At 66.1% G+C, this 25,282-nt stretch carries 21 protein-coding genes and 1 pseudogene; all 22 read left to right on the plus strand.

What is annotated here, in order from left to right; genetic code table 11:
• Positions 1–325: 325 nt before the first annotated feature.
• The 22 genes and pseudogenes from F6S87_RS05555 (at position 326) to gap (ending at position 25,256) form a co-directional block, all read left to right on the plus strand.
• Positions 326–1,138 carry a glucosamine-6-phosphate deaminase gene (locus F6S87_RS05555; protein WP_163227668.1) on the plus strand — a complete coding sequence of 271 codons (813 nt, stop codon included), beginning with the start codon at positions 326–328 and terminating at the stop codon, positions 1,136–1,138.
• A 177-nt stretch (positions 1,139–1,315) separates the two neighbouring features.
• Positions 1,316–2,587 (plus strand): N-acetylglucosamine-6-phosphate deacetylase, encoded by a 1,272-nt coding sequence (locus F6S87_RS05560; RefSeq protein WP_163227669.1) that lies wholly within the window; start codon positions 1,316–1,318, stop codon positions 2,585–2,587.
• Positions 2,588–3,229: 642 nt separating this feature from the next.
• Positions 3,230–4,879, plus strand: coding sequence for an ABC transporter substrate-binding protein (locus F6S87_RS05565; RefSeq protein WP_163227670.1), 1,650 nt, complete (start codon positions 3,230–3,232; stop codon positions 4,877–4,879).
• A gap of 184 nt (positions 4,880–5,063) precedes the next feature.
• Positions 5,064–6,161, plus strand: a complete 1,098-nt coding sequence (locus F6S87_RS05570) for an ABC transporter permease (RefSeq protein WP_163227671.1) — start codon at positions 5,064–5,066, stop codon at positions 6,159–6,161.
• Between the two features lies 1 nt (position 6,162).
• The gene (locus F6S87_RS05575) at positions 6,163–7,464 is read left to right on the plus strand and encodes an ABC transporter permease (RefSeq protein WP_163227672.1); all 1,302 of its coding nucleotides are present in this window, start codon (positions 6,163–6,165) and stop codon (positions 7,462–7,464) included.
• Positions 7,464–9,236, plus strand: a complete 1,773-nt coding sequence (locus F6S87_RS05580) for a dipeptide ABC transporter ATP-binding protein (RefSeq protein WP_163227673.1) — start codon at positions 7,464–7,466, stop codon at positions 9,234–9,236. The genes F6S87_RS05575 and F6S87_RS05580 overlap by 1 nt, the downstream gene beginning before the upstream one ends.
• 131 nt (positions 9,237–9,367) lie before the next feature.
• The gene (locus tag F6S87_RS05585; RefSeq protein WP_163227674.1) at positions 9,368–9,973 is read left to right on the plus strand and encodes an NAD(P)H-binding protein; all 606 of its coding nucleotides are present in this window, start codon (positions 9,368–9,370) and stop codon (positions 9,971–9,973) included.
• A 373-nt stretch (positions 9,974–10,346) separates the two neighbouring features.
• Entirely contained in the window at positions 10,347–10,490 is a 144-nt protein-coding gene (locus F6S87_RS05590; protein ID WP_163227675.1) for a hypothetical protein, read from the plus strand.
• 194 nt (positions 10,491–10,684) lie between these two features.
• Positions 10,685–11,065: a VOC family protein gene (locus tag F6S87_RS05595; protein WP_163227676.1), complete on the plus strand. Its 381-nt coding sequence runs from the start codon at positions 10,685–10,687 to the stop codon at positions 11,063–11,065.
• A gap of 407 nt (positions 11,066–11,472) precedes the next feature.
• Positions 11,473–13,053 (plus strand): aminopeptidase P family protein, encoded by a 1,581-nt coding sequence (locus F6S87_RS05600; RefSeq protein ID WP_163227677.1) that lies wholly within the window; start codon positions 11,473–11,475, stop codon positions 13,051–13,053.
• 2 nt (positions 13,054–13,055) lie between these two features.
• Positions 13,056–13,571 carry an NUDIX hydrolase gene (locus F6S87_RS05605; protein ID WP_163227678.1) on the plus strand — a complete coding sequence of 172 codons (516 nt, stop codon included), beginning with the start codon at positions 13,056–13,058 and terminating at the stop codon, positions 13,569–13,571.
• A gap of 245 nt (positions 13,572–13,816) precedes the next feature.
• A complete protein-coding gene (locus F6S87_RS05610; RefSeq protein ID WP_163227852.1) occupies positions 13,817–15,592 on the plus strand; it encodes a bifunctional folylpolyglutamate synthase/dihydrofolate synthase in 1,776 nt (591 codons plus the stop codon).
• A 201-nt stretch (positions 15,593–15,793) separates the two neighbouring features.
• Positions 15,794–16,702, plus strand: coding sequence for a sigma-70 family RNA polymerase sigma factor (locus tag F6S87_RS05615; protein WP_231129416.1), 909 nt, complete (start codon positions 15,794–15,796; stop codon positions 16,700–16,702).
• Positions 16,699–17,118, plus strand: coding sequence for a hypothetical protein (locus F6S87_RS05620; RefSeq protein ID WP_163227618.1), 420 nt, complete (start codon positions 16,699–16,701; stop codon positions 17,116–17,118). The genes F6S87_RS05615 and F6S87_RS05620 overlap by 4 nt, the downstream gene beginning before the upstream one ends.
• A gap of 159 nt (positions 17,119–17,277) precedes the next feature.
• Positions 17,278–18,819 (plus strand): UDP-N-acetylmuramoyl-L-alanyl-D-glutamate--2,6-diaminopimelate ligase, encoded by a 1,542-nt coding sequence (locus F6S87_RS05625; RefSeq protein WP_163227679.1) that lies wholly within the window; start codon positions 17,278–17,280, stop codon positions 18,817–18,819.
• 61 nt (positions 18,820–18,880) lie between these two features.
• Positions 18,881–19,885 (plus strand): annotated as a pseudogene (locus F6S87_RS05630) (lipid II:glycine glycyltransferase FemX); the annotation flags it as partial.
• Positions 19,886–20,046: 161 nt separating this feature from the next.
• The gene (locus F6S87_RS05635) at positions 20,047–21,135 is read left to right on the plus strand and encodes a 4-hydroxy-3-methylbut-2-enyl diphosphate reductase (protein ID WP_163227681.1); all 1,089 of its coding nucleotides are present in this window, start codon (positions 20,047–20,049) and stop codon (positions 21,133–21,135) included.
• A gap of 85 nt (positions 21,136–21,220) precedes the next feature.
• Positions 21,221–21,727 (plus strand): Cys-tRNA(Pro) deacylase, encoded by a 507-nt coding sequence (ybaK, locus tag F6S87_RS05640; RefSeq protein ID WP_163227682.1) that lies wholly within the window; start codon positions 21,221–21,223, stop codon positions 21,725–21,727.
• A gap of 166 nt (positions 21,728–21,893) precedes the next feature.
• Entirely contained in the window at positions 21,894–22,856 is a 963-nt protein-coding gene (locus tag F6S87_RS05645) for an aldose 1-epimerase family protein (RefSeq protein WP_163227683.1), read from the plus strand.
• Positions 22,857–22,996: 140 nt separating this feature from the next.
• Positions 22,997–23,071: a 50S ribosomal protein bL37 gene (locus tag F6S87_RS08965; protein WP_003817083.1), complete on the plus strand. Its 75-nt coding sequence runs from the start codon at positions 22,997–22,999 to the stop codon at positions 23,069–23,071.
• A gap of 143 nt (positions 23,072–23,214) precedes the next feature.
• Positions 23,215–24,075: a thiamine diphosphokinase gene (locus tag F6S87_RS05650; RefSeq protein ID WP_163227684.1), complete on the plus strand. Its 861-nt coding sequence runs from the start codon at positions 23,215–23,217 to the stop codon at positions 24,073–24,075.
• A 122-nt stretch (positions 24,076–24,197) separates the two neighbouring features.
• Entirely contained in the window at positions 24,198–25,256 is a 1,059-nt protein-coding gene (gene gap / locus F6S87_RS05655; RefSeq protein WP_163227685.1) for a type I glyceraldehyde-3-phosphate dehydrogenase, read from the plus strand.
• Positions 25,257–25,282: the final 26 nt, after the last annotated feature.

Below are 25,282 nucleotides of genomic sequence, written 5' to 3' on the forward strand. Positions count from 1 at the left end.
GTGCGGGAATCGTTGCAATATGGTGCAATACATAGGAACGATCCATAGCAAAGATAGTTAACATTATAGAGTCGAAGTCTCGTCATTTCAAGTTTAAAAACGCCGTAAATTAGCTAAAATCCTTTTATGTAAGTATACTTAACAAATGGAAACCGAAAGGCTGCTCGCGATATCGGGATTATACCCCCGTCGCGACCGGCCGGACCGGCCCGGTCCGAGGATGCGCAGCGACGCGCGAATCGTGCCGGCCGACGAAACCACAATGCCGAGCAATCGCAATCACCCAGCGAACCGGCGGCCGCATGACCGCGGGACGGAGGACACCATGGCCGAAATCATCATTGTCCGCGACGAGGAAGAAGCCGGACGGCTCTACGCGACATGCGTCGCGAAGCTGATCCGCCGCAAGCCCGACGCCGTGCTCGGGCTGGCGACCGGATCGAGTCCGCTCGCCGCCTACCGGGCGCTCGCCGGCGAAATCGGGAAGGACGGCCTCGACGTCTCGAGGGTCCGCGGCTTCGCGCTCGACGAGTACATCGGCCTGCCGCTCGACCATCCGGAATCCTACCACAGCACGATTCATCGCACCGTCGTCGGGCCGCTCGGCCTCGACCCGGCGCTCGTCCACGTGCCCGGCGACGCGCTGGACGGCGCGCCGCTGTCCGACGAGGCGCTCGTCGCGCCGGCCGGCGCGGCCTACGACGCCGCGATCGAGGCCGCCGGCGGCATCGACGTGCAGATCCTCGGCATCGGCACCGACGGCCACGTCGGCTTCAACGAGCCCGGCTCGTCGCTCGCCTCGGGCACGCGCGTCAAGACGCTCGCCGAGCAGACCCGCCTCGACAACGCGAGGTTCTTCGACGACGACGTGGACAAGGTGCCGACCCACTGCATCACGCAGGGCATCGGCACGATCATGAAGGCCCGTCACCTGGTGCTGCTTGCGTTCGGCGCCGGCAAGGCCGAGGCCATCGAGGAAACCGTGGAAGGCGGCGTCTCGTCGTTCTGTCCGGCATCGGCGCTGCAACTGCACCCGCACGCCACCGTCATCGTCGACGAGGCTGCCGCCTCCCGCCTTCGCCACAAGGACTACTACCGCTACGCCTACGATCACAAGCCCGCCTGGCAGGGCATCTGACCGAAAAAAGAGGAATACTCATCGAGCGCAGACTCCCTCTTGAGAGGGAGTCGAAAATCCGGAGGATTTTCGGTGGGAGTCCGCCGCTGGAAGGTGACTGTTGCCGGACTCCCTCTTCAGAGGGAGTCGAAAATCCGGAGGATTTTCGGTGGGAGTCCGCCGCTGGAAGGTTCGAAGATGAACGAAACGATAGAACAACGAGTCCGCGCCGTCGACGAGGCGATGGCCGCGCCGCCGCGCGCCTTCGCGATCGCCGGCGCGACATTGGTCGACGCCCGCGGCGTCGTCGGCCACCATGACGGGCGGGGAAGCGACGGATGGATCGTCGCCGGCGACGACGGCACGATCCTCGCGACCGGCACAGGCCGCGACGGGTTCGATGCCGCGCGCCGCGAAGCCGGCGTGGCGGACGCCGACGTCGTCGATGCCGCCGGCATGATCGCCGTGCCCGGCTACGTCGACATCCACGCGCACGGCGCATGGGGCAGCTCGTTCGACGACGGCGAGGCCGGCATCCGGCGCGCCCGCGCCGGACACATGTGGAACGGCACGACGCGGCAGGTGTTGTCGCTGATCACGAATCCGCTCGACGAGATGTGCGACAACCTCGCGACGGTGCGCGCGCTGATGCCGTCGCGGCCGGACATTCTCGGCTCGCATCTCGAGGGGCCGTTCCTCGCCATGAGCCGCAAGGGCGCCCATGCGCCCGAATGCCTGAAAGATCCGGAACCGCAATACGTCGAGGCGCTGCTGGCGGCCGCCGACGGCACGCTGCGCCAGATCACGATCGCGCCCGAGCTGCCGCACGGCCTCGAGGCCATCCGCACGTTCGCCGCCGCCGGCACGGTGCCGGCCGTCGGCCACTGCGACGCCGACTACGCGACGGCGAAACGTGCGTTCGACGCCGGCGCCGGTCTGATGACGCACATGTTCAACGCGATGAACGGCCTGCACCACCGCGAGCCCGGCCCGATCCCGGCCGCCATCGAGGACAAGCGCGTCCACGTCGAGCTGATCAACGACGGCTTCCACGTCGACGATCCGATGGTGCGCCTCGCAATGGACCTGGCGGGGGAGCGGACCGTCTTCGTCACGGACGCGATGGCCGCGACCGGCTGCCCCGACGGCCGCTACAAGCTCGGCAGTCTCGACGTCGACGTCGTCGGCGGTCACGCGCGGCTCGTCTCGAACGGCGCGATCGCCGGCTCGACGTTGCTCGTCGAACAGGCTGTCGGCCGCGCCGTGCTGGAACTCGGCATCGCCCCGGCCCGCGCCGTCGAGGCCGCCACGCTCGCACCGGCCCGCGCGCTGCGCCTCGACCGCCCGAACTTGGTCACCGGCGCCCCGCTCGGCCTGCTCGCGCCGTCCCATGCCGCCGACGTCCTGCTGCTCGACCCGGCCACCTGGACCCCACGGCATGTCTACGCCGCCGGTCGACGTATCCGATAGCTGGCGTATTCAAGGTGTCGCAAACCCGGGCTTTCGGCCCGGGTTTGCGACATCCGCAAGAAGAGCGCTCCGATGGCCCCGAGAGTTCGTCGGGAGCGTAAATATTGCAGTCGGGGGTATTTGAAAAATCTATAGCAATGTATAGGTTCGGTTGATGAAGAGGCGGGCGAATCGTTCATGTAATACGGTTTGGAAACGGCGGAATTACAGCGAAAACCATGCATGAATCGTTCAAAAATGATTGATCGCTGGAAATATCGAACCGATTGTGATATGGCGAACGCAACCGGCGGACGCCGGCGTGTCGCGAGGTCGTCGGGGCAACCCCCGTGCTGCTATCCTGTCCAACAAGACACGAGGTGATGTCTATTCGGGTTTCGCCTCCGCCGAACACTTTCCATGGCATCCGCCGCCCGAGAACCTCGATCCGTCCCGTCCCGCCGCCTGTCACTCGTACCTTGTCGTACCAGGAAAACCGATGAACCGGCGGATTCCAAGCGCGCAACCCTCCGTCCGAAGAAGCACAGCGGGAGCCGCAACCATGCGTGGCCGTCCGCGCCTTCGGGCGTCCGCTGCAACTTGTCCGGTCGCCGGCATCGCCGATTGCCAACGAGAGCAGAGCAACCGGAAGGTGAACGATTCATGCGTGTGCGCACACTCGCGAAGACTGTCGCCGCGGCCGTCGCCGCCGTCGCGATGACGGCGGCCGTGGCGGCCTGCGGCGGCGTGAAACCCGGCGGATTCGACGCCGACATCAACAAGACCGTCCTCGTCGGCACGACCGACAAGATCACGTCGCTCGACCCCGCCGGCAGCTACGACAACGGATCGTACGCCGTGCAGATCCAGGTGTTCCCGTTCCTGTACGCCCAGGACTACAACACGAGCGAACTGTCGCCGGACCTCGCCGCCGACGACGGCACGTGGAGCGCCGACGGCACCGAATTCACCGTCAAGATCAAGCCGGACCAGAAGTGGGCGAACGGCCACGTGCTCGACGCCAACGACGTCAAGTTCTCGTTCGACCGCGTCAAGACGATCAACGACGAGAACGGCCCGAGCTCGCTGCTCGCCAACATCGACTCGATCGACGTGCCCGACGACCTCACCGTCGTCTTCCACACGTCCGTCCCGTTCGACGTCACGCTCAAGCAGGTGCTCTCCAGCCCGGCCGGCCCGATCGTCGACGACGAGGTCTTCAGCGCCACCAGCCTGACCGACGCCGACACGATCGTCGCAGCCAACGCGTTCGGCGGTCCCTACCGGCTCGTCGCGTTCACGCTCAACGAGGACGCCGCCTACGAGCCGAACCCGAACTACGACGGCCTGACGCCGGCGCGGAATGCCGCCGTGCTCGTGCAGTACTACGCCGACGCCTCCAACCTCAAGCTCGCCGTGCAGGAAGGGCAGGTCGACGTCGCCTACCGGTCGCTGACGCCGACCGACATCGCCGACCTCAAGAAGACGAAGAACGTCAGCGTCGTCACCGGCCCCGGCGGCGAGGTGCGCATGCTCGCGTTCAACTTCGAGATCATGCCGTACGGCACGGCCACCGACACTCCCGACGCCGCGAAGGCGAAGGCCGTCCGTCAGGCCGTCGCCGACCTCATCGACCGCGACGAACTCGCCAACACCGTCTACAAGGGCACCTACTCGCCGCTGTACTCGTTCATCCCCGACGGCCTGTCCGGCCACGAGGACACGCTCAAGGCCGATTACGGCGACGGCAACGGCGGCCCGAGCCTCGACGCCGCGAAGAAGGTCCTCGAGGCCGCCGGCATCGATACCTCGACGCCGATCAAGCTGGACCTGCAGTACAACGGCGACCACTACGGCGCGTCGTCGGCCGACGAATACGCGGCGATCAAGTCGCAGCTCGAGGACGGCGGCCTGTTCGACGTCGACCTCCAGCAGACCGAGTGGACGCAGTATTCGAAGGAGCGCGTCGTCACCGACGACTCGACCGGCAGCTATCCGGTCTACCAGCTCGGTTGGTTCCCCGACTACTCCGACGCCGACAACTACCTGTCGCCGTTCTTCCGCAGCGGCAACTTCGTCGAGAACGGCTACTCGAACGACGAGATCGACCAGCTCATCGTCCAGGAAGCCGGCACTGTCGACGAGATGGCCCGCGAGAAGATCCTCGAGCAGATCCAGGAGCTCGAATCCGAGGACCTCTCCACGCTGCCGCTGCTCCAGGGCGACCAGGTCGCCGTCGTCCGCTCCGGCATCTCCGGCGTCGTCCTCGACGCGTCGTTCCGGTTCAGGTACGCAAGCGTCGTCAAGTCGTGATGAAGTAACCGGCGCCCGCTTCCAGCGTGGGCGGCCGGAGCGGATGTCGAACTCGAGACACTCGAGGCCGTTCGGCCAAGCCTACGCTCGAGTTCGACATCCGCTCCGGCCGCAGAGAACGTCTTTATCTCGCTTTTCGTCAATCTTTTATTTTCTTTATTTTGTAAAAACTAAGGAGACCACAGTGAGTGCTGCTGTCCCTGTCAGTCCGGCAGACTCCGGACAAACGGCCATTCCGAAGGCCAGGAAAAACCACCTCTCCGCCGGCTTCTTCAAGTTCGTGCTGTGCAGGTTCCTGCTCATCATTCCGACCGTGTTCATTCTCGTCACCGTCGTGTTCTTCGTCATGCGCGCGACCGGCGACCCGATCTCGGCGGCGATGGGCGGCCGCCTGACGCAGGCCGAACTGCAGAAGCGCATCCACGCGGCCGGCTACGACCGACCGCTGATCGTGCAGTACTGGGAATATCTCAAGGGCCTGCTGCACGGCGACCTCGGCACGACGCTGACCGACAACCAGCCCGTCGTCAACATCCTGCTGCACTACGGCGCCGCGACGCTCGAGCTCGCCATTCTCGCGCTGATCGTCGCGCTGATTGTCGGCATCGGCCTCGGACGCGTGGCAGCCCGCCACCGCGACCACGCCGCCGACGCCGGCATCCGCTGCTTCGCCATCCTGTGCTACGCCACGCCGGTCTTCTTCCTCGGTCTCGTCCTCAAACTCGTCTTCTCGGTGCTGCTCGACTGGCTGCCGAGCTCCGGCCGCGCGTCGCTCGTCTCGGAACTCAAGTTCTCGAACCTCAACGACCCGACCGGCCTGTACATCGTCGACGCCATCCAGCTCGGCGACATGTCCGTGCTGCTCGACGTGCTCAAGCACGCCATCCTGCCGGCACTGGCGCTGGGATTGCTGACGGCCGGCGTCTTCGTCCGCCTGGTGCGCACCAACGTCATCTCGACGTTCAACACTGGCTACATCGAGGCGGCGCGCTCGCGCGGCGTTTCGGAGAAGCGGCTGATGAAGAAGCACGCGTGGAAGCCGTCGCTGATCCCGATCATCACCGTCATGGGCATGCAGGTCGCAATGCTGCTCGCCGGCGCCGTGCTCACCGAGACGACATTCGAGTGGAAGGGCCTCGGCTTCATGCTGTCAAACTACCTGAAGGCCCGCGACTTCGTCGCCGTCCAGGGCATTGTCATCCTGATCGCGCTGATCGTGTCCGTCGTCAACTTCATCGTCGACGTCGTCAGCGCGCTCGTCGACCCGAGAGTGAGGTACTGACATGAGCGACGCCACGCTGGAAACTCCCGTCGCATCGCCGAATCGTTCCAATGCGAACGATTCGCACGACGAACGGCTCGCCAACATCCAGGGCCAGCTCGACAAGAAGCCGGGCCGCTTCGCCAGGCTGCCGATCGTCCGCGACCTCAAGATCGCCGTCGGCTGGCAGAAGACGATGCTGGTCGTCGGCCTCGTGCTGTGCGCCTTCTTCATTCTCGTCGCGATCTTCGCGCCGCTCATCGCGCCGTACGGCTACGCGCAGACCAAGTCCGCCGACGGCGTCGCGTTCCCGACGCAGGCCGCGCCGTCCGCCGAGCACATCTGGGGCACGACGGTCGGCGGCTTCGACGTGTTCTCGCGCGTCGTCTGGGGCGCCCGCACCGCCGTCATCGCCATCGTCGTCGCCGTCGTGCTGTCGCTGTTCGCCGGCGTCTTCCTCGGGCTGGTGTCGGGATACTTCGGCGGCTGGCTCGACCGCGTGCTCGTCGTCATCTGCGACGCCATCTACGCGTTCCCGTCGCTGCTGCTCGCCATCCTGATGGCCATCATGATCTCGGGCGGCCAGTCATCGCTGTGGGGCGGCCTGCTCGCGTCCGGCATCTCGATCACCGTCGTCTACATTCCGCAGTATTTCCGCACGATCCGCTCCGAAGTCGTGCGCATGAAGGACTCGGCGTTCATCGAGAGCTCCAAGGTCGTCGGTGCCTCGTCGTGGCGGATCATGTTCCGCCACCTGCTGCGCAACTCGACCCGCACGTTGCCGGTCATCTTGACATTGAATTCGTCGGAAGCGATCTTGACATTGGCCGGCCTCGGCTTCCTCGGCTTCGGCATCGAGCCGACGGCCGCCGCCGAATGGGGCTACGACCTCAACCGCTCGGTCTCCGACGTCACGGCCGGCATCTGGTGGACGGCCGTGTTCCCGGGCCTCGCGATCGTGCTGATCGTGCTCGGCATCACGCTGGTGGGCGAATCGTTGAACGATCTCGCCGACCCGCGCCTGCGCGCCCGCAAGTCCGCCGGCGAAGTCGTCGGCTCGATCGAGGACACGTCGGTCGACGCGGACGAATCGTCGAAAATCTCCGCGTCCGAGGAAGCCGAGGCGACGCCCGACGTCGCGATTGCGCTGGCCACCGGCAACGACGCGGCGCTCGCCGAGGCCGTCGACGCCGCCGAGACCGACGCGACCGAGCGGCCGGCGACCGACGGGTTCGCGGCGGAGGAATTCGAAACGCAGCAGGACCCGGAAATCGCCGTCGTCTCGAGGAATGTTCCGGACGATACGGAAGGAGAGGAACGCTGATGTCCGACGACAACAACACCAATGTCGAAGCGGAGCGCCCGCTCGTCACGATCGACGATCTCGGCGTCTCGTTCATGACCGACGCCGGCCCGATCAAGGCCGTCGACGGTGTCTCGTTCACGATTCCGCGCCGCGGCATCGTCGCCGTCGTCGGCGAGTCCGGCTCCGGCAAGTCGGTGACGGCTCGCTCGATCATCAAGCTGCTGCCGGAGACGGCGACGGCGCACGGTGCCGTCATCCTGTCGGCCCGCGGCGGCAACGATTCCACCGGCCCGAACGATTCCGCCCGCGAAACCGCCGACGTCGACATGCTGTCCGTCTCCGGCGCGCAGCTGCGCGAACTGCGCGGCGGCGAGGCGGCGATGGTGTTCCAGGAGCCCGGCTCGGTGCTCAACCCGGTCTACACGATCGGCTGGCAAATCGAGGAGGGCCTGCGCGCCCACGGCGTGACCGACAAGAAGGAACGCCGCGCGAAGGCGATCGAGATCCTCGGGAAAGTCGGCATCCCCGACGCGGCGACCCGCGTCGACTACTATCCGCACCAGTTCTCCGGCGGCCAGAAGCAGCGTATCGTCATCGCGATGGCCCTCGTGCTCAATCCCGGACTGATCCTCGCCGACGAGCCGACGACGGCACTCGATGTCACCGTCCAGGCCGAGATCCTCGACCTGCTGCGCTACGCGCGTGACGAATTCGGCGCCTCCGTGCTGATCATCACGCACAACATGGGCGTCGTCGCCGACGTCGCCGACGAGGTCGTCGTCATGTACCGCAGACACGTCGTCGAGCAGGGGAGCGTGGAGCAGATCTTCCACCGGCCAAGCGCCGACTACACGAAGAGGCTGCTCGCCGCCGTGCCGAGGATCGGCCAGAAACTGGTCGTCCGCGATCCGGCGACCGGCGCCGAAATTCCGCGCAAGGTGCCGGACTGGCGCAACGCGCCGGTCGCCGTCCGCGCGCGGGGACTGACGGTGACGTATCCCGGGCACATGCTGCAGCCGGCGTTCAAGGCCGTCAACGGCATCGACTTCGAGATCCACGAAGGCGAGGTGCTCGGCCTCGTCGGCGAATCCGGCTCCGGCAAGTCGACGACCGGCCGCGCGATCGCCGGACTCGAGAAGGTGTCCGGCGGCTCGCTGGAAGTACTCGGCGTCGAGATGCATGGCGTGCGCGAGCGCGTGTTCAAGAAGAAGCGCGCCGACATCGGCTTCGTGTTTCAGGATCCGGGCTCGTCGTTCGATCCGCTGATGACGATCGCCGAGAACGTCGCCGAGCCGCTGCTCGTCCACAGGCGCGCCTCGTCGATGGCCGACGCGAAGCAGCGCGTCGCCGAGCTGCTCGAGATGGTGCAGCTGCCGCGCGCCTACATGGACCGCTATCCGCATGAGCTGTCCGGCGGCCAGCGGCAGCGCGCGTCGCTGGCGCGCGGCCTGGCGCTCGACCCGAAGCTGCTCATCGCCGACGAGCCGACGTCGGCGCTGGACGTCTCGGTGCAGGCCAGGGTGCTGGAACTGTTCAGGCGCCTGCAGGCCGAGATCGGCTTCGCCTGCCTGTTCATCACGCACGACCTGGCCGTCGTCGACATGCTCGCCGACCGCGTCATGGTCATGCACAAGGGCCAGATCGTCGAGCACGGCGACACCGCCGACATCATGGAGCATCCACGCAACCCCTACACGAGGAAGCTGCTGGCGTCCCTGCCCGTTCCCGATCCGATCGAGCAGCGCCTCCACCGCGAGGAACTGAAGGCCATCCTCGCCGAGGAAGCGTAATCGCGGGCTCCCTTCCGGGGAGCTTGCCCGGTGCGCTTCCGTTGCGCCAAAAGCGTGAACGGGGATTGCTTCCAGCTCGTGCTGGGTACGATGGCGGCAAACAGTTGAACCACCATGCAAGGGGGATTGTGATGAAGGTTGCCATTCTTGGTTCCGGCATGAAGCTTGTCCAGCTCGCCGAGCCGCTGCTGCTCGCCAAGGGCGCGGAAATCGTGCTCGTCACCGGCGAGCCGCACAAGGTCGACCGCGACATCCGCGAAAACGAGCGCGTCACCATCGTCGAGGGCGACAAGAAGGACATCGAGACCGTGAACGCCGCGCTCAAGCTCGGCGTCGACAAGGTCTGGGCGGACCTCGGCGGCGACGACATCAAGGAGATGGCGCAGGTCCTCGTCAAGTCGATGGACGCCAACGGCGTCAAGCGCCTGCTGTGGACGTCGACGCTGTCGAAGTACTCGAAGGCGCCCGACGAGTTCGCCGTCTGGAACGACAAGGACCTGGGCAAGATCCTCGTCGACCACGCCGAGGCCGCCAAGGTCGTGCGCGAGTCCGATCTCGACTACACGATCATCCAGCCGGTGTGGGTCAACGAGGAGGACTCGGTCGAGTACGAGCTGTCGACGTCCGCCGCGCCGTCCGACGAGACCGAAGTCTCCGTCCCGTCCGTCGCCACGATCGTCACCGACATCCTGACCAACGACTCCCACAAGGGCGAGACGCTGACGATCACGAAGTAGAACCTCCTAAGGGGAGTGCCCCTTGACTCCCTCTTCAGAGGGAGTAAAAAACCGCGGAGCGGTTTTTGGTGGGAGTCCGCGAGCGGCTTCGTCGCGAAGCGGTACGGAACGCATGAGGTCCCGTAGAACTCAAGTTCTACGGGACTTCTTACGTTCCAGCGGTGGACTCCCACCGGCTCGAGACGCTTCGCGTCTCTCGCCGGCTCCCTCTGAAGAGGGAGTTAGGAGGTGGTCTTCTTTCTTGGACACTCAACTGTTTAGAAGTGTGAATATGGGTGAAGAAGGGTGAAAGTGCCAAAAGATATATGAAGATGGGCGAAGATGGGTGAAAGACCCAGAACATCTATGAAGAACGGGGCTGAGCGGCTCGAGGGTGAGCGCCGTCAAGAACGAACTCATCGCCTCCGGCCTGGTCTACGAAAGCGAATATGGCGTGGTCTCCTTCACGGTCCCGGGAATGACCAACTACATTCAGCGCCGCCAGCCGGTGGATCTGGCGCCATACGAACAGGAGTAGACCTCCCCGACTCCCTACTTCAGAGGGAGTCAAAAACCGCGAAGCGGCTTTTGGTGGGAGTCCGCGGAGCGACGAAGTCGCGGAGCGGATCGGGACGCGGCCTCATCCTGCCCCCGCCCTAGGCGGGGGTGAAGCGTACTGGTTTTCTTCTTGAGATGAAGGCACGGTCATGTGAGGAGGGGAGAATGGCGACCATGCATATTGAACATGTTGGTGTCTTTGTCGGTGATCTGGAACGGGGAACCCGGTTCTTCGAGACGTATTTCGGCGGCGTGCGCGGGGAACGGTACGAGAATCCCCGCACGGGATTCTCGTCATACTTCCTGACGTTCGATTCCGGGGCGCGGCTGGAGGTTTCGCACAATGACGCCGTGAATGGCGCCGTTGACGACAGTGCGTTGGGCTACGCCCATGTCGCCTTCTCCGTCGGCTCCCGCCACGCCGTCGACGAGCTGACGGAGCGTCTGCGTTCCGATGGGTATGTGGTTGCCAGCGGTCCGCGCGTCACCGGCGACGGCTACTACGAATCCGTCGTCCTCGACGCCGACGGCAACCACGTCGAAATCACCGTGTGATCCGGCTGTCTGCCCTTCGCCAAGATAAAAAGGCTGCCCGCAAACAGCACGGACCTGCGACGAAGTCGCGGAGCTGGTAGGAACGCAAGATTCCCCCGTAGAACTCAAGTTCTATGGATTTCCTTGCGCTCCGTACCGCTTCGCGGCTTCGCCGCTCGCGGACTCCCACCGGCTCGAGCTTCGCTCTCGCCGACCTTCCTGTAAGTATGGACTCGCCTTTGGCGAGACTCATCATTTGCTCGCTATCGCTCGCCTTCGCCTACAAACAGCCCACAGGGCTGTTTGCTTCACGGCTCAGCCTCTAAAGAGGGAGTTAGGAGGTGATTCTCCCTGCCCCCGCCACGGTCGGGGGCAGGGAGAAACTATGATGGCTTGCAACACTGTCTTGAGGGGAAGGATCGTTCATCATGAGTGATGTCGTTACGGAACGCGACCGCGAATACCAGAAGGAAGAGGAGGCCGCCGCGCCGGGGAATGATCAGGCGATGGGCGACCGCGTCAACAACCGCACGCTGAGCCCGCGGTCGGCGGCGTTCGTCGAGTTCATGTCGCAGGGCTGGGACGACAACGAGCCGGAAGCCGAGCGGCTCGAGTCGGCCGCGTACACGCCGGCGCGACTCGAGGCGCTCGGCAAGGCGTTCCCCGGCGAGCGCCTGGTCATCCCGGCCGGCCAGCCGAAGGTGCGCAACAACGACTGCGACTACATGTTCCGTCCCGACTCGGCGTTCGTCTACTACACCGGCCTCGGCCAGGACTACGAAGCCGGCGCCGTGCTCGTGCTCAACCCCGTCGACCCCGAGTCGCCGGAAGCCGCCGGCGGCGCCACGCACACGCCGCAGCTGTTCGTCGCGCCGCGTGCCAACCACTACACGCAGGACTTCTTCAAGGACGCCCACTACGGCGAGTACTGGGTCGGTCCGCGCGCCGGCGTCAAGGAGATGGAGGCGATGACCGGCATCGAGACCGCCGACATCGCCCAGCTCGCCGACGCGATCGGCAAGGACGGCGTGCAGGTGCGCGTCATCGCCGACACCGACCCGCAGGTCACCGCGATGGTCGAGACGGTCCGCCAGGCCGCCGGCCACGGCGACCCGGCCGCCAACGGCGCCGCCGACGACAAGTTCAAGGAGTTCGCGTCGGAGCAGCGCATGATCAAGGACGACTACGAGATCAACGAGGTCCGCAAGGCCGTCGCCGCCACGAAGCTCGGCTTCGACAACATCCTGCGCCGCCTGCCGTCAGTCATCGGCAAGCCGCGTTCCGAACGCATGCTCGAGGGCGCCTTCAACTCGGTTTCCCGCGAGGAAGGCAACGAGGTCGGCTACGACACGATCATCGCGTCCGGCGCCCACGCGCCGATCCTGCACTGGATGCGCAACACCGGCACCGTCGAGGACGGCGAGCTGCTGCTCATCGATGCCGGCGTGGAAGTCGACAGCCTGTACACGGCCGACATCACGCGCACGTTCCCGACCGGCGGCAAGTTCACCGGTTTCCAGAAGAAGCTCTACCAGGCCGTGCTCGACGCGCAGAAGGCCGGCTTCGAGGCCGCGCAGCCGGGCCGCACCTACTCCGACATCCACCACGCCTGCATGCGCTCGCTCGCGAACTCGCTGCACGACTGGGGCATCCTCACCGTCGACATCGAGGAGGCGCTGTCGCCGGAAGGCCAGCAGCTGCGCCGCTGGCACGCCTGCGGCGTGGCCCACCATCTCGGCCTCGACGTGCACGACTGCGCGCAGGCCCGCTACGAGAGCTACCAGGGCGCCGAGATCAAGCCGGGCATGATCTTCACGATCGAGCCGGGCCTGTATTTCCGCGAGGACGACCTGCTGATTCCGCCGGAATACCGCGGCATCGGCATCCGCATCGAGGACGACGTGCTGATGACCGAGGACGGTCCGGAATGGATCTCGAAGGCCATCCCGAAGGAAATCGACGACGTCGAGGCCTGGATGGCCGCGATGGCCGCGGAAGGCGCCCGCTGACCATGCCCACTCCCGACTTCATCCTGTCACTGCGCGGAAAGATCGGCCACGAACTGCTGTGGCTGGCCGGCGTGACCGGCTACATCGTCAACGACCGCGGCGAGGTGCTGCTCGGCCGGCGTTCCGACACCGGCGAATGGGCGCTCGTCTACGGCATCAACGAGCCCGGCGAGCAGCCGGCCGACACCGTCATCCGCGAGGCGAAGGAGGAGACCGGCGTCGACGTGATCGTCACCGACCTCGTCGACGTGCGCTCCGACAACCGCGTGACGACGTACGCCAACGGCGACCGGACGATGTACATGGACCACCTGTTCCTCGCCCATGCCAACCCCGACGGCAACACGGACCCGTTCGTCGGCGACGAGGAAAGCCTGTCGGTCGGCTGGTTCCCGCTCGACGCGCTGCCGTCGCCGCTCGCCAGGAGCACCGTCGAGCGCATGGCGATCGTCGACGAGTACCTCAGGCGCGCCGCCGCCGGCAACCCGCGGGCGCTCTTCGCGAGTGCATTGCAATAGGAAGCACGCACCGGATTTTTCCGCCTGAAAAATCCGGTGCGTTCTTCATTTCGCACCACTCTCCAGAACCCTGGTATTCCAAGGCTTCCCGGCACATGCGAATGTGCGGTTTTGTGCGAAAACGCACCGGATCCGAAACGATGAAAAATCCAGTGCGTCCCCTCCTCCTACAATGACAACATATCTTTATCCTCAGCGAAAGAAGCGAACGCATGTCCCTTGAACGTCCAGACGGCGCCCTGACGATGCGCGAGGTGGAGCGCGACATCATGTCGCGGCCCAGCGAGCGCAACACGACCAACCTCGACCTGCGGCGCATGAAGATGATCCTCGACGTGTTCGGCCATCCGGAGGAATCGTTCCGCGTCATTCACGTGACCGGCACGAACGGCAAGGGCTCGACGGCCCGCATGGCCGAGGCGCTGTGCCGCGCGTACGGCATGCGCACCGGCCTGTTCACGTCGCCGCACCTCGAGCATGTCAACGAGCGCATCGCCATCGACGGCCAGCAGATCGCCGACGACGACTTCGTGGACCTCTGGACGCAGGTCAGGGATCTCGTCGCGCTCGTGGACGCGAAGATGGACGCCGAGGGCAGTCCGCGCATGAGCTTCTTCGAGGTGCTCACGGCGATGGCGATCTGGAAGTTCGCCGACGCGCCGGTCGACGTCGCGATCGTCGAGGTCGGCATGGGCGGCCGCTGGGACGCGACGAACGTGCTCGACGCCGACGCCGCCGTCCTCGGCCCGATCGACATGGACCACATGGCGTGGCTCGGCCCGACGGTGCAGGACATCGCCGGCGAGAAGGTCGGCATCATCAAGGACGGCTGCACCGTCGTCGTCGAGCCGCAGCCGCACGAGGACGAGGTCATGCCGATCATCGAGCAGGCCGTCGCCGAGCACGGCGCCACGCTGATCTACGACCCGGGCGCCGACGGCACGCCGGTCACGTCGCTCGAGCAGCTCGCCGACGACACCGGTCTGGGCGTCGCCGAGCTGCAGTCGCGCGGCGTCAGGGTCGCCGAGGACGAGGTCGTCACGCGCACGCCGGCCGTCGGCGGCCAGCTGTGCACGTTCTCGACGCCGACCGGCACCTACGAGGACGTGCCGGTCGCCAAGTTCGGCGAGCATCAGGCGCACAACGCGCTCGCGGCGCTCTGCGCGGCCGAGGCCGTGATTCCGGTTAACGGGCCGCTCGACGGCGACCTGGTCGCCGAGGCGCTGAGCTCGGTGAAGATTCCGGGGCGCATCGAGCAGATCCGCACGTCGCCGACGATCATCATCGACGGCGGCCACAACGTCAACGCCGCCGAGGCGCTGCGCGCGGCGATCGAGGAGAACTACGACTTCCAGCAGCTCGTCGCCGTCGTCGCGATGATGGGGGACAAGCAGGTCGAGGAGTATCTCGGCGTGCTCGAGCCGGTCGTCAGCGAGCTGATCGTCACGGAAAACTCGTGGAAGGAACGTTGCATGCCGGCCGACGAGCTCGGCAAGATCGCGGCGAAGGTCTTCGGTGCCGAGCGCGTCACCGTCGTGCCGGATCTGCCGGACGCCATCCAGGCGGCCGTCGACCGCGTGGACAGCGAGGACGAGCTCGGCGTCGGCTACGGCCACGGCGTGCTGATCTGCGGCAGCTTCGTGACGGCCGGCGACGCGCGCCTGCTGCTCAAGGAGTCGGTGCATCCGGACTTGAAGCTCACGAAGGAGGAGCGCATCCACCGGCCGAACGTCGATCCGGACGGCAGGAAAGTCGCCGAATCGCTGCGGAACAATGCGCACGATTCGTCCGCCGGCGCCAACCCCGACGACTTCGACGTGACCGACGAGGCGGAGCTCGACTACGAGACGAACACCGACACCGATTTCGATGTCTTCAACGTCCTCGACATCTCGACCGACGCCGCCGGCGACGTCGAGGTCGACGAGAACATCTACGCCGACAGCGGCCTGTCCGACGAGCAACTTGACAACATCGAGGACGCCCCCGAAGTCGCCGAGACCGAAACCGACGAGGGCTGATCGCCGTGGCCGCTGCCCGCGCCGTGCTGTCGCCCGCGCTTTACGGTTGGCGCAATGACTGCCGGTCGGGCAGTGGCCGGTAGAATATGCCTTGTGAATGATGAGACTTTGGAACAGACGGATGCCGGCGGTGGGGCGCCGGCCGACGCCGTGACGCCGGACATCGACGGGGACTCCACCTCGGCCGACGGGGCCGAGGCGATGGAGGAGTACGTCAATCCGTTCGCGAACGAGACGATGGAGGAGAAGCGCAAGCGGTTCGAGTCGCTGGCGATTCCGGCCGTCGACTCGCTGTACCGGCTCGCGATGAAATACACGAACAATCCCGACGACGCGCAGGACCTCGTCCAGGACACGTTCGAGCGCGGGTTCAAGGCGTTCGACTCGTTCCGCCCCGGATCGAACTTCGAGGCGTGGATGACGACGATCGAGAAGAACGCGTTCTTCAACCAGTACGCCAAGATGAAGCGCCGTCCGAAGCGCGCCAACGGCTCCACCGGCGAATACGATGACTGGGACATCTACGCCGCCTCCGGCCACACGGCCGCCGGCTTGAAGTCGGCCGAGCAGGAATACCTCGAGGCGTTCGCGCCGGCCGAGATCATGGCCGCGCTCGACAAGCTGTCGCCGGAACGCCGCCGCGTCTTCATCGACGCCGCGATCGACGGCAAGCCCTACAAGCAGGTCGCCGAGGAACACAGCATCAAGATCGGCACCGTGATGAGCCGGCTGAATCGTGCCAGGACACAGCTGCGCAACGAACTCGAACACTATGCCAGGGAACGCGGCTACGAGGCCCCGAAGCCGCAGATCGGCGAGGACGGTGCGCCGGTGCCGCGACGCCGCGGCCGGCCGCCGAAGACGAAGGCCGCCGCGACCACGACGCCGAAGAAGCCGGCGAAATCGGCCGCGAAGCCGAACACGAAGTCGCAGGCGGACGCCGCGCGGGTTGTGAAGAAGCCGGGCAGGGCCGACACGACGCCGAATAAAGCCGCGACCAAGTGGATTGACCCCGACAATGCGCCGGCGATCAAGACGCCGGATCTCAAGACGACGAAGGACAGGATCGGCGAGGCCGCGACGGCCGCCGCGACAGGGGAGGAAGCATGACGGGAGATGAATCGATGATGAACGCGGTGCCGTTCGCCGACGGGGCCGCCGGGACCGACGAGCTCGACGACCAGCCGTACTACGGCGACGACGAGCCGGAAGGCAGCACCGTCGTCGCCGGCGACCGGTTCGACCCGTGCTGCTGCTGCGACGAGACCGAGCGGCTCGTCATCGCGGCGATGCGCGCCTACCTGCGCCCGCTCGCCGCGCCGACGTCGCTGTACGACCGGCTGCAGGCCGCCCTCGACCGCTGCGTCGAGGAGCAGGCCGCCGTCGCCCGCGCGGCCGGCCAGCCCGGCCTGCCGGTCACGCAGGTCACGGCGACCGGCGCGACGTCGGTCACGACGGTGACGTCGAGCACGACCGTCACCGACGACGGTGTCGTGCGCACGACGATCGTCCACCGGCAGTACTGACCTGCCAGTCGTACGGAATTCGCAAGATGTCGCAAACCCGGGCCCGGAAGCCCGGGTTTGCGACATCTTGCCGTTTTTCCGGAGGTTGGTCGACGGCGGTAGAATGTCCGCCAGTATTCGTCAGTATCAATCCCGACAGAAAGAAACACGAGGAAAGCCATGTCAGTTACGCTGCAGTCGGCGGCCACGTTGCTCTATGAACACCACCTGCTCCGCGAGATCATCGCCGGCGACCTGTGGACAATGAATCCGGCCGACGTCGACGGCAGCGACGTGCCGTTCGCCGCCGTCACCTACAGCACGAAGGAAATCGTGCCGGGATCGCTGCTGTTCTGCAAGGGACGATTCAAGCCGGAATATCTCGACGGCGCCGACGGGAACGGCCTGGCCGCCTACGTCGCGACGAGCGACATGGGCGCGTACACGAAGGCTCCCGGCCTCATCGTCGAGGACGCGAGCAAGGCGATGGCGCTGCTGTCCGCCGCTTTCTACGGTTATCCGCAGGACGAGATGACCGTCATCGGCATCACCGGCACGAAGGGCAAGACGACGACGTCATACTTCACGCACGCCATGCTGTCGGCGGCCAGCGGCGGCAAGGCCGCGCTGTTCTCGTCGGTCGACAACTGCGTCGACGGCCACACGTTCGTCGAGAGCGACCTGACGACGCCGGAATCGCTCGACGCGTTCCGCATGATGCGCGAGGCCGCCGACAACGGCATGCAGTACCTCGTCATGGAAGTCTCGTCGCAGGCGTACAAGGTCAGCCGCGTCTTCGGCCTGCAGTTCGACGCCGCCGGCTTCCTCAACATCTCGCCGGACCACATCAGCCCGATCGAACATCCGACGTTCGAGGACTACCTGTACTGCAAGCGCCAGATCGTCAGGAACACGAACGCGCTCGTGCTCGGCGAGGACTGCGAGCACCGCAACCTGATCGAGGACGACGCCGCGCTCGACGGCGTGCCGGTCACGACGTTCGCCGAGGGACACGCCGACGCGAGCGTCGTCGCGATGCCGGTCGACGAGTCGCACCGCCGCTTCGCCGTCACGGCGTTCGGTCAGCATGTCGGCGACGTCTCGCTCGCCATCGACGGCGACTTCAACTACGCGAACGCCGCGGCCGCCGTCGCGCTCGTCGCCGCCGTCGGCCTGACCGTCGACGACTCGATGCTCGAGGCGCTCGGGTCGGTGAGGATTTCCGGCCGCATGGAGGAGTTTCACGATCCGTCCTCCAACACGCTCGCGATCGTCGACTACGCGCACAACTACGCATCCGTCAAGGCGCTGCTGGACTTCGTCGAGCAGCGGTTCGGCGACCGGCATCCGGTCGTCACGCTGGTCACCGGCTCGGCCGGCAACAAGGCGTACGACCGCCGCGCCGAGATCGTCGAGGCGGCACAGGACCGCATCGCGCGGCTGATCCTGACGCACGAGGACACCGACACCGAGTCGATCCTCGACGTGTGCAAGACGATGCTTGCCAGCGTGACGAACGAGGACCTCGACGCGCGCATCATCCTCAACCGCACCGAGGCGCTCGAGACGGCCCTGAACGACGCCCGCGCCGCCAACGATCCGGAACACCTGCAGGTCGTCCTCGCGATCGGCAAGGGCAACGAGCGCTGGGTCAAGGTCGAGAACCGCCACGTCCCGTACGAGGGCGACGACAGGATCGTCGAGCGGGTCTTCGCCGAATGATCGGCAACGCCTCGTGTAGGGTGAATCGTACGAAACCACGAATGTTGGGAGTGAAGACAAGATGATGGTGATCGAACGGGTGACGCCGGCGACGATGGAACAGAAGGCGGCCGAGGCCGGCATCGAGCTGCCGATCGAGCAGACCGCGGTCTGGGCCGATTTCCAGAGCGGAATTCCGGGACGCAAGCCGTGGGGATCGCTGCTGATCCGCGACAACGCGAACGGCGGCGACGTCGTCGCGGTGATCTCGCTGATCGACATGGAGACGCACGGCTACCACTACCTGCGTTCGATCCACGGACCGTCCTGGGCCTCCAGGCCGACGCAGGAGCAGGAGAACGACGCCGTGCAGGCGCTGCTCAAGTTCGTCCGCATCCACGACAAGCAGGTCGCGTTCCTGCGCATCGACACGTGGCACGACGATGACGACCAGTATCCGGTGCTGTCCACTGTGCCGTACAGCGAGACCGTCGTCCTCGACCTCGAGGGCGGCGAGGACGGCATCCTGTCCAGGATGAAGTCGCGCGGCCGCCGCGACGTGCGCAAGGCGCTGCGCGAATGCCCGGCCGACATCGCCGACGAGACCGCGCAGGCGACGCAGGATTTCACCGACTACTACCACGTCATGGTCGAGACGTCGCAGCGCGACGGCTTCAACCCGGCGCCGATGAGCGACTACACCGACATGATCAAGGCGCTCGGCCCGGATCACTGCCGCGTGTTCGCGGCGCGCATCGACGACAAGGTCGTCGCGTGGTCGATCGTCGCGATGCACGGCAAGACCGCCGTCTACTACTACGCGTCGATGCTGTCGGCCGTCCGCCGCTTGCACGTGCCGGACAAGCTGCTGTTCACCGTCGCCTGCATGCTCGGCGAGCAGGGACTCGAGAAGCTCGACCTGATGGGCATCGGCAACGACTTCGCCCCGTCGCTGAAGCCCCTCAACGAATTCAAGACGAAGTTCACGAAGGAGACGACGGCCGTCGCCGCCGGCCACGACTTCCCGATCAAGAAGACGCTGTACCGGTCGCTCGTCCTGATGAAGGACCTGCGCGCCAGGCTGCGCGGCGACGCGAAGAAGGACATCAGGGTCGACGAGAAGGGCGGCACGAACAAGGACTGGAAGGAAGCCGCCGGCCAGCGCCCCGACAACAACCCGAACCGCGCCGGCAAGGCGTCCGGGGCCGACGGCAAGGGCGGCAAGGACAGCAAGGAGAACGCCACCAAGTGACGAAACGAATCGTGCTCGCGGATCCTCGCGGATTCTGCGCGGGCGTCGACCGCGCCATCCTGACGGTGCAGACGATCCTCGACGGCGCGGCCGGCGACGACGCCGAGGCGGCTTGTGGCGCCGGAATCGCGCCGGATCAGGAGACGCAACCGGCCACGGCGCTGCCGCCGGTCTACGTGCGCAGGCAGATCGTGCACAACCGGCACGTCGTCGAGCAGCTGCGCGAGCGCGGCGCCGTCTTCGTCGACGAGCTCGACGAGATTCCCGACGAGGCGGCCGCCGCCGGCGTTCCCGTCGTCTTCTCGGCGCACGGCGTCTCGCCGGCCGTCCAGGCCGAGGCGAAGCGCCGCGGCCTCGACGTCGTCGACGCGACGTGCCCGCTCGTCGGCAAGGTGCACCGCGAGGTGCTGCGGTTTGTCAAGGGCGGCTACGAGGTCGTCTATATCGGCCACCGCGGCCACGACGAGGCCGTCGGCGTCGTCGGCGAGTCGCCGGAGCACGTCCACCTGATCGAGCACGAAGGCGACGTCGACTCGCTCGACTTCGGTCCGGACACGAAGCTCGTGCTGCTCACGCAGACGACACTGTCGGTCGACGAGACGTCCTCGACGATCGCTGCGCTGCGCCGCCGGTTCCCGTGGATCGAGCTGCCGCCGAACTCCGACATCTGCTACGCGACGAGCAACCGGCAGGCCGCCGTCAAGGCCGTCGCCGAGCGCGCCGACTGCATGGTCATCGTCGGCTCGGCGAACTCGTCGAACACCGTGCGGCTGATGGAAGTCGCCGACGAGGCGCTGTCGGCCCGCGGCCTGCGCGGCCGCGCCTGGCGCGTCGACGACGCGTCGGAACTCGACGACGACTGGTTTGTCCCGCACGATCCGCACGACATGGCGCAGTCCGGCACACCGGTCGAGGCCGTCGGCATCTCGTCGGGCGCGAGCGTGCCCGACGCGCTGGTCGCCGGCGTCATCGAGAAGCTCGAGTCGCTCGGCTTCACCGATGTCGAGACCATTGCGACGACGAAGGAGGACATGCATTTCGTCCTGCCTCCTGCCGTACGCCGATTCCGCCCGACCGGCGCATAGTTGCTTCCGGCTTGTCCCGCATGTCGCGAACCCGGGCTGCCAGTCCGGGTTTGCGACATGCGGATGACGTCCTATAGTGGGCGGCATGGCGAAAAAGAAGCACGAGAAGGGGGCTGGCTCCACGCCGGCGACGGTGATGCTGGAGAAGGCCGGCATCCCGTTCACGACCCACGAATACGAGCATTCCTCCGACGACATGGCCGACGGCTACGGCGTCGAGGCCGCGAAGAAGCTCGGCTACGACGAGCGGCAGGTGTTCAAGACGCTGATGGCCGACATCGGCGCCGAGCGCGTCATCGGCATCGTGCCGGTGTCCGGGCACATGGACCTCAAGGCCCTGGCGGCCGCCGTCGGGGCGAAGAAGGCGACAATGGCCGACCCGAAGGTCGCGCAGCGCGAAAGCGGCTACGTCGTCGGCGGCATTTCGCCGCTCGGCCAGCGCACGCGCCACCGCACCGTCCTCGACGAGAGCGCGATGGACTTCGACGTCATCCTCGTCTCCGGCGGCAAGCGCGGCTTCGACATCGGCATCAACCCCGCCGACCTCCTCGCCGTCCTGGACGCCACGAGCGCCCCGATCGCGACGTGGTGACCTCTTCCTTTCTCTTCCTGTGCGTGCGGGGGAGTACTCCTCACACCGGGGTCTGGCGACGGCGCGGTAGAATCGTTCACGACAGGGAAACCGACGGCGGCCGTGAACGTTCCCGGCCGCGGGTTTCCGCCGATTTGAACCACGACACAACGAAGTGAAGGTGCATATGACCACGAAACGCAACCTGCCGCCGCGCACCGGCCAGCAGTACACGATTGTCCACGGCGACTACAGGGCGACCGTCGCCCAGCTCGGCGCCATCCTGCGCGAGCTCACGTACAAGGGCGAGCCGATCCTCGCGTCGTTCGGCGCCGACGAGCTGGTCAACTGCTGCGCCGGCCAGCCGCTCATCCCGTTCCCGAACCGCATCGAGGGCGGCACCTACACGTTCGACGGCGTCGACTACGAACTGCCGATCGACGAGCACGAGCGCAACAACGCCATCCACGGCTACGGCTACCGCAGCTACTGGAACCTCGACAGCCTGTCCGGGGACGAAGTGACGCTGTGGTGGCGCGTGCCCGACCTCGCCGGCTATCCGTTCGACGTCGTCGTGACGCTGACCTACCGCCTCGACGACGACGGCCTGCACATCCACTTCGACGCCTACAACAACGACGACAAGCCGGCGCCGTGGGCGCTGGCGATGCACCCGTGGCTCGCGAACGGCGGCTGGAAGCACGGCGACGACATCGACGCCGACAACGCCCGCTGCCGCCTGCAGATTCCGGCGAAGACGCATGTCGTCGTCAACGGGAACCTCATTCCGACCGGCCTCGAGCCCGTCGACGGCACGAAGTTCGACTTCCGTGCCGACGGCGGCCGCCTGCTCGACGACCAGCCGTACGACGACGCGCTGACCGACGTCGAGCACGAGGCCGACGGCACCGTCACCGCGCTGTTCACGCGCCCCGACGGCCTGAAGATCCGCATCGTCGGCGACGAGACGATCACGTCGTTCCAGGTGTGCGACGGCACCGGCTTCCCTCCGGACTCGCACCCGGCCGGCGTCGCCGTCGAGCCGCAGACGGCCTACGCGAACGCCTTCAAGACCGGTGACGACCTCATCGTCATCGAGCCGGGCACGTCGAGCGAGACTGACCTGCTGATCGGCGTCGTCGCCGACTGAGGACATTGCCGGAACGATTCCCGCGACGGACCGCAACGGCTCCCGCGACCGCCCCGGCGACCGGCCTGATACGGACGCTCGTCGCGTCGGTGTGAGATAATCCCGAAGGCTTACCAATCGTTATCGTAAAGGAGACCATCATGGGTATGCGCGGACGCAAGCGCAAGGATCGTCGCAAGAAGGCTGCCAACCACGGCAAGCGCCCGAACGCCTGATCCTGACGCGACAACTGTCGAAGACCCGCCGGCCAATCCCGGCGGGTCTTTTCGTTGCCCGGCGGTCCGCCTCCTTCTCCTGGTGTCACGAACCCGGGCTGTCAGCCCGGGTTCGTGACACCGGGAGAATATGATGATGGCTTATGACTAGTGCTCCAGTGCATCCATCCGGGTCCGCCGTGCCGCGCCACTGCGTCGTGCTGGCGGCCGGCGAGTATTACGGCGAGGCGATCGCGACCGGCGACGCCGTCGCGGCCGACGGGTCGGTGCTGGCGGACGAATCGTTCGTCGTCGCGGCCGACGGCGGCCTTGACCACGCGCGCGACGCCGGCATCGTTCCCGACTTCGTCGTCGGCGACTTCGATTCCGTCTCGGATGTCGCGTCCTCGCCGGTTGCCGCCGACGACGCGCATACGATCGTGCTGCCGAGGGAGAAGGACGATCCGGACCTGCTGTCGGCGCTCAAGCTCGGCTGGCGCGAGGGGGCGCGCGTCTTCGACGTGTACGGGGCGCTCGGCGGCAGAATCGACCACACGATTTCGGCGCTGCAGTGCGCGGCGCTGGTGTCATTGCACGGTGGCCTGGTGTTCCTGCACGGCGACGGCACCGTCGTCGTCGCGATCACCGACGCGGCGCTCGACTTCCCGGCCCACGAGCCCGCCGGCAACCGCATGGTCTCCGTGTTCGCCCACAGCGACGAGGCCCGCGGCGTGAGCGAGCCGGGCATGAAATACGAACTCGCCGGCGCGACGATGACGAACAGCGAGGTCAACGGCGTCTCGAACGAATTCCTGCCGCATGTCCCGGCGACCATCGACGTCGCCGACGGCACGCTGCTCGTCAGCTATCCGGTCGGCACGCCGCGACCGGACTGGCGCCGTCACCGCGAACCGGGCGGCACGATCGGCGACGTGTGCACGGAGGTCTCGGCCGCGCTGTCCTCGCGGGCGACGACGGGGGAACGGACCAGTGCCCGTGAACGTGAACGAAACGACGCGCGCTAATGCGACAGAACGGCGTCGGATCGCCGCCGAAACGCGCCAGAGGGCTTGCCGTTCGTCACGCAGAACAATTAGAGTAGGAACCGTTGGTTTACAAACCGCCAATTTCCGTAAGGGAGAACTACATGACTGTTAAGATTGGTATCAACGGCTTTGGCCGCATTGGTCGTCTGGCCTTCCGTCGCATCTTCGAGCTGCAGGCTCGCGGTGGCGAAGCCGCCGGCATCGAAGTCGCTGCCATCAACGATCTGACCACCCCGGCCACGCTCGCCTACCTGCTCAAGTACGACAGCACCCACGGCGTCTTCCGTCACGATGACGGCACCGCGGTCGATGTCCAGTCCACCGAAGACTCCATCATCGTCGATGGCAAGGAATACAAGGTCTACGCCGAGAAGGACGCCAACAACATCCCGTGGGTCAAGAACGACGGTGTCGAGTACGTCCTCGAGTGCACCGGCTTCTACACCTCCGCCGAGAAGTCGATGGCTCACATCAACGCCGGCGCCAAGAAGGTCCTGATCTCCGCCCCGGCCAAGGACGAGACCACCCCGACCGTCGTCTACGGCGTCAACCACGAGATCCTGAAGGCCGACGACGTCATCGTCTCCGCCGGCTCCTGCACGACGAACTCGATGGCCGCCATGGTCAAGCTGCTCGACGAGAAGTGGGGCATCAAGGCTGGCTTCATGACCACCATCCACGCCTACACCGGCACCCAGATGCTGCTCGACGGCCCGCGCGGCACCAAGACCGGCCGCAACCTGCGCGCCGCCGCGATCAACACGATCGCCCACTCCACCGGCGCCGCCAAGGCCATCGGCAAGGTCGTCCCGTCCGTCAACGGCAAGCTGCAGGGCCACGCCCAGCGCATCCAGGTCCCGGACGGCTCGGTCACCGAGCTGACGACGGTCCTCGAGAAGTCCGCCACGGTCGACGAGATCAACGCCGCCTTCAAGGACGCCTTCGAGAACTGCGAGTACTACGGCTACAACGAGGACAACATCGTGTCCTCCGACATCATCGGCGACACCCACGGCGGTGTCTTCGATCCGACGCAGACCGATGTCAACGAGGTCGACGGTGTGAACATGGTCCGCACCGTCTCCTTCTACGACAACGAGTACGGCTTCACCTCCAACATGATCCGTACGCTGCTGTATTTCGCCGAGATCTCCGAGTGAGCCTGACGAAGTAACTGGCGACAGTC

Source organism: Bifidobacterium choloepi (assembly GCF_010667615.1).
GTDB classification, from domain to species: domain Bacteria; phylum Actinomycetota; class Actinomycetes; order Actinomycetales; family Bifidobacteriaceae; genus Bifidobacterium; species Bifidobacterium choloepi.

Bases quoted from the DNA above. Each gene is read 5' to 3' on its own strand.
- F6S87_RS05555 (WP_163227668.1), top strand. From the start codon at position 326: ATGGCCGAAATCATCATTGTCCGCGACGAGGAAGAAGCCGGACGGCTC.
- F6S87_RS05560 (WP_163227669.1), top strand. From the start codon at position 1,316: ATGAACGAAACGATAGAACAACGAGTCCGCGCCGTCGACGAGGCGATG.
- F6S87_RS05565 (WP_163227670.1), top strand. From the start codon at position 3,230: ATGCGTGTGCGCACACTCGCGAAGACTGTCGCCGCGGCCGTCGCCGCC.
- F6S87_RS05575 (WP_163227672.1), top strand. From the start codon at position 6,163: ATGAGCGACGCCACGCTGGAAACTCCCGTCGCATCGCCGAATCGTTCC.
- F6S87_RS05580 (WP_163227673.1), top strand. From the start codon at position 7,464: ATGTCCGACGACAACAACACCAATGTCGAAGCGGAGCGCCCGCTCGTC.
- F6S87_RS05585 (WP_163227674.1), top strand. From the start codon at position 9,368: ATGAAGGTTGCCATTCTTGGTTCCGGCATGAAGCTTGTCCAGCTCGCC.
- F6S87_RS05595 (WP_163227676.1), top strand. From the start codon at position 10,685: ATGCATATTGAACATGTTGGTGTCTTTGTCGGTGATCTGGAACGGGGA.
- F6S87_RS05600 (WP_163227677.1), top strand. From the start codon at position 11,473: ATGAGTGATGTCGTTACGGAACGCGACCGCGAATACCAGAAGGAAGAG.
- F6S87_RS05605 (WP_163227678.1), top strand. From the start codon at position 13,056: ATGCCCACTCCCGACTTCATCCTGTCACTGCGCGGAAAGATCGGCCAC.
- F6S87_RS05610 (WP_163227852.1), top strand. From the start codon at position 13,817: ATGCGCGAGGTGGAGCGCGACATCATGTCGCGGCCCAGCGAGCGCAAC.
- F6S87_RS05615 (WP_231129416.1), top strand. From the start codon at position 15,794: ATGGAGGAGTACGTCAATCCGTTCGCGAACGAGACGATGGAGGAGAAG.
- F6S87_RS05620 (WP_163227618.1), top strand. From the start codon at position 16,699: ATGACGGGAGATGAATCGATGATGAACGCGGTGCCGTTCGCCGACGGG.
- F6S87_RS05625 (WP_163227679.1), top strand. From the start codon at position 17,278: ATGTCAGTTACGCTGCAGTCGGCGGCCACGTTGCTCTATGAACACCAC.
- ybaK (WP_163227682.1), top strand. From the start codon at position 21,221: ATGGCGAAAAAGAAGCACGAGAAGGGGGCTGGCTCCACGCCGGCGACG.
- F6S87_RS05645 (WP_163227683.1), top strand. From the start codon at position 21,894: ATGACCACGAAACGCAACCTGCCGCCGCGCACCGGCCAGCAGTACACG.
- F6S87_RS05650 (WP_163227684.1), top strand. From the start codon at position 23,215: ATGACTAGTGCTCCAGTGCATCCATCCGGGTCCGCCGTGCCGCGCCAC.
- gap (WP_163227685.1), top strand. From the start codon at position 24,198: ATGACTGTTAAGATTGGTATCAACGGCTTTGGCCGCATTGGTCGTCTG.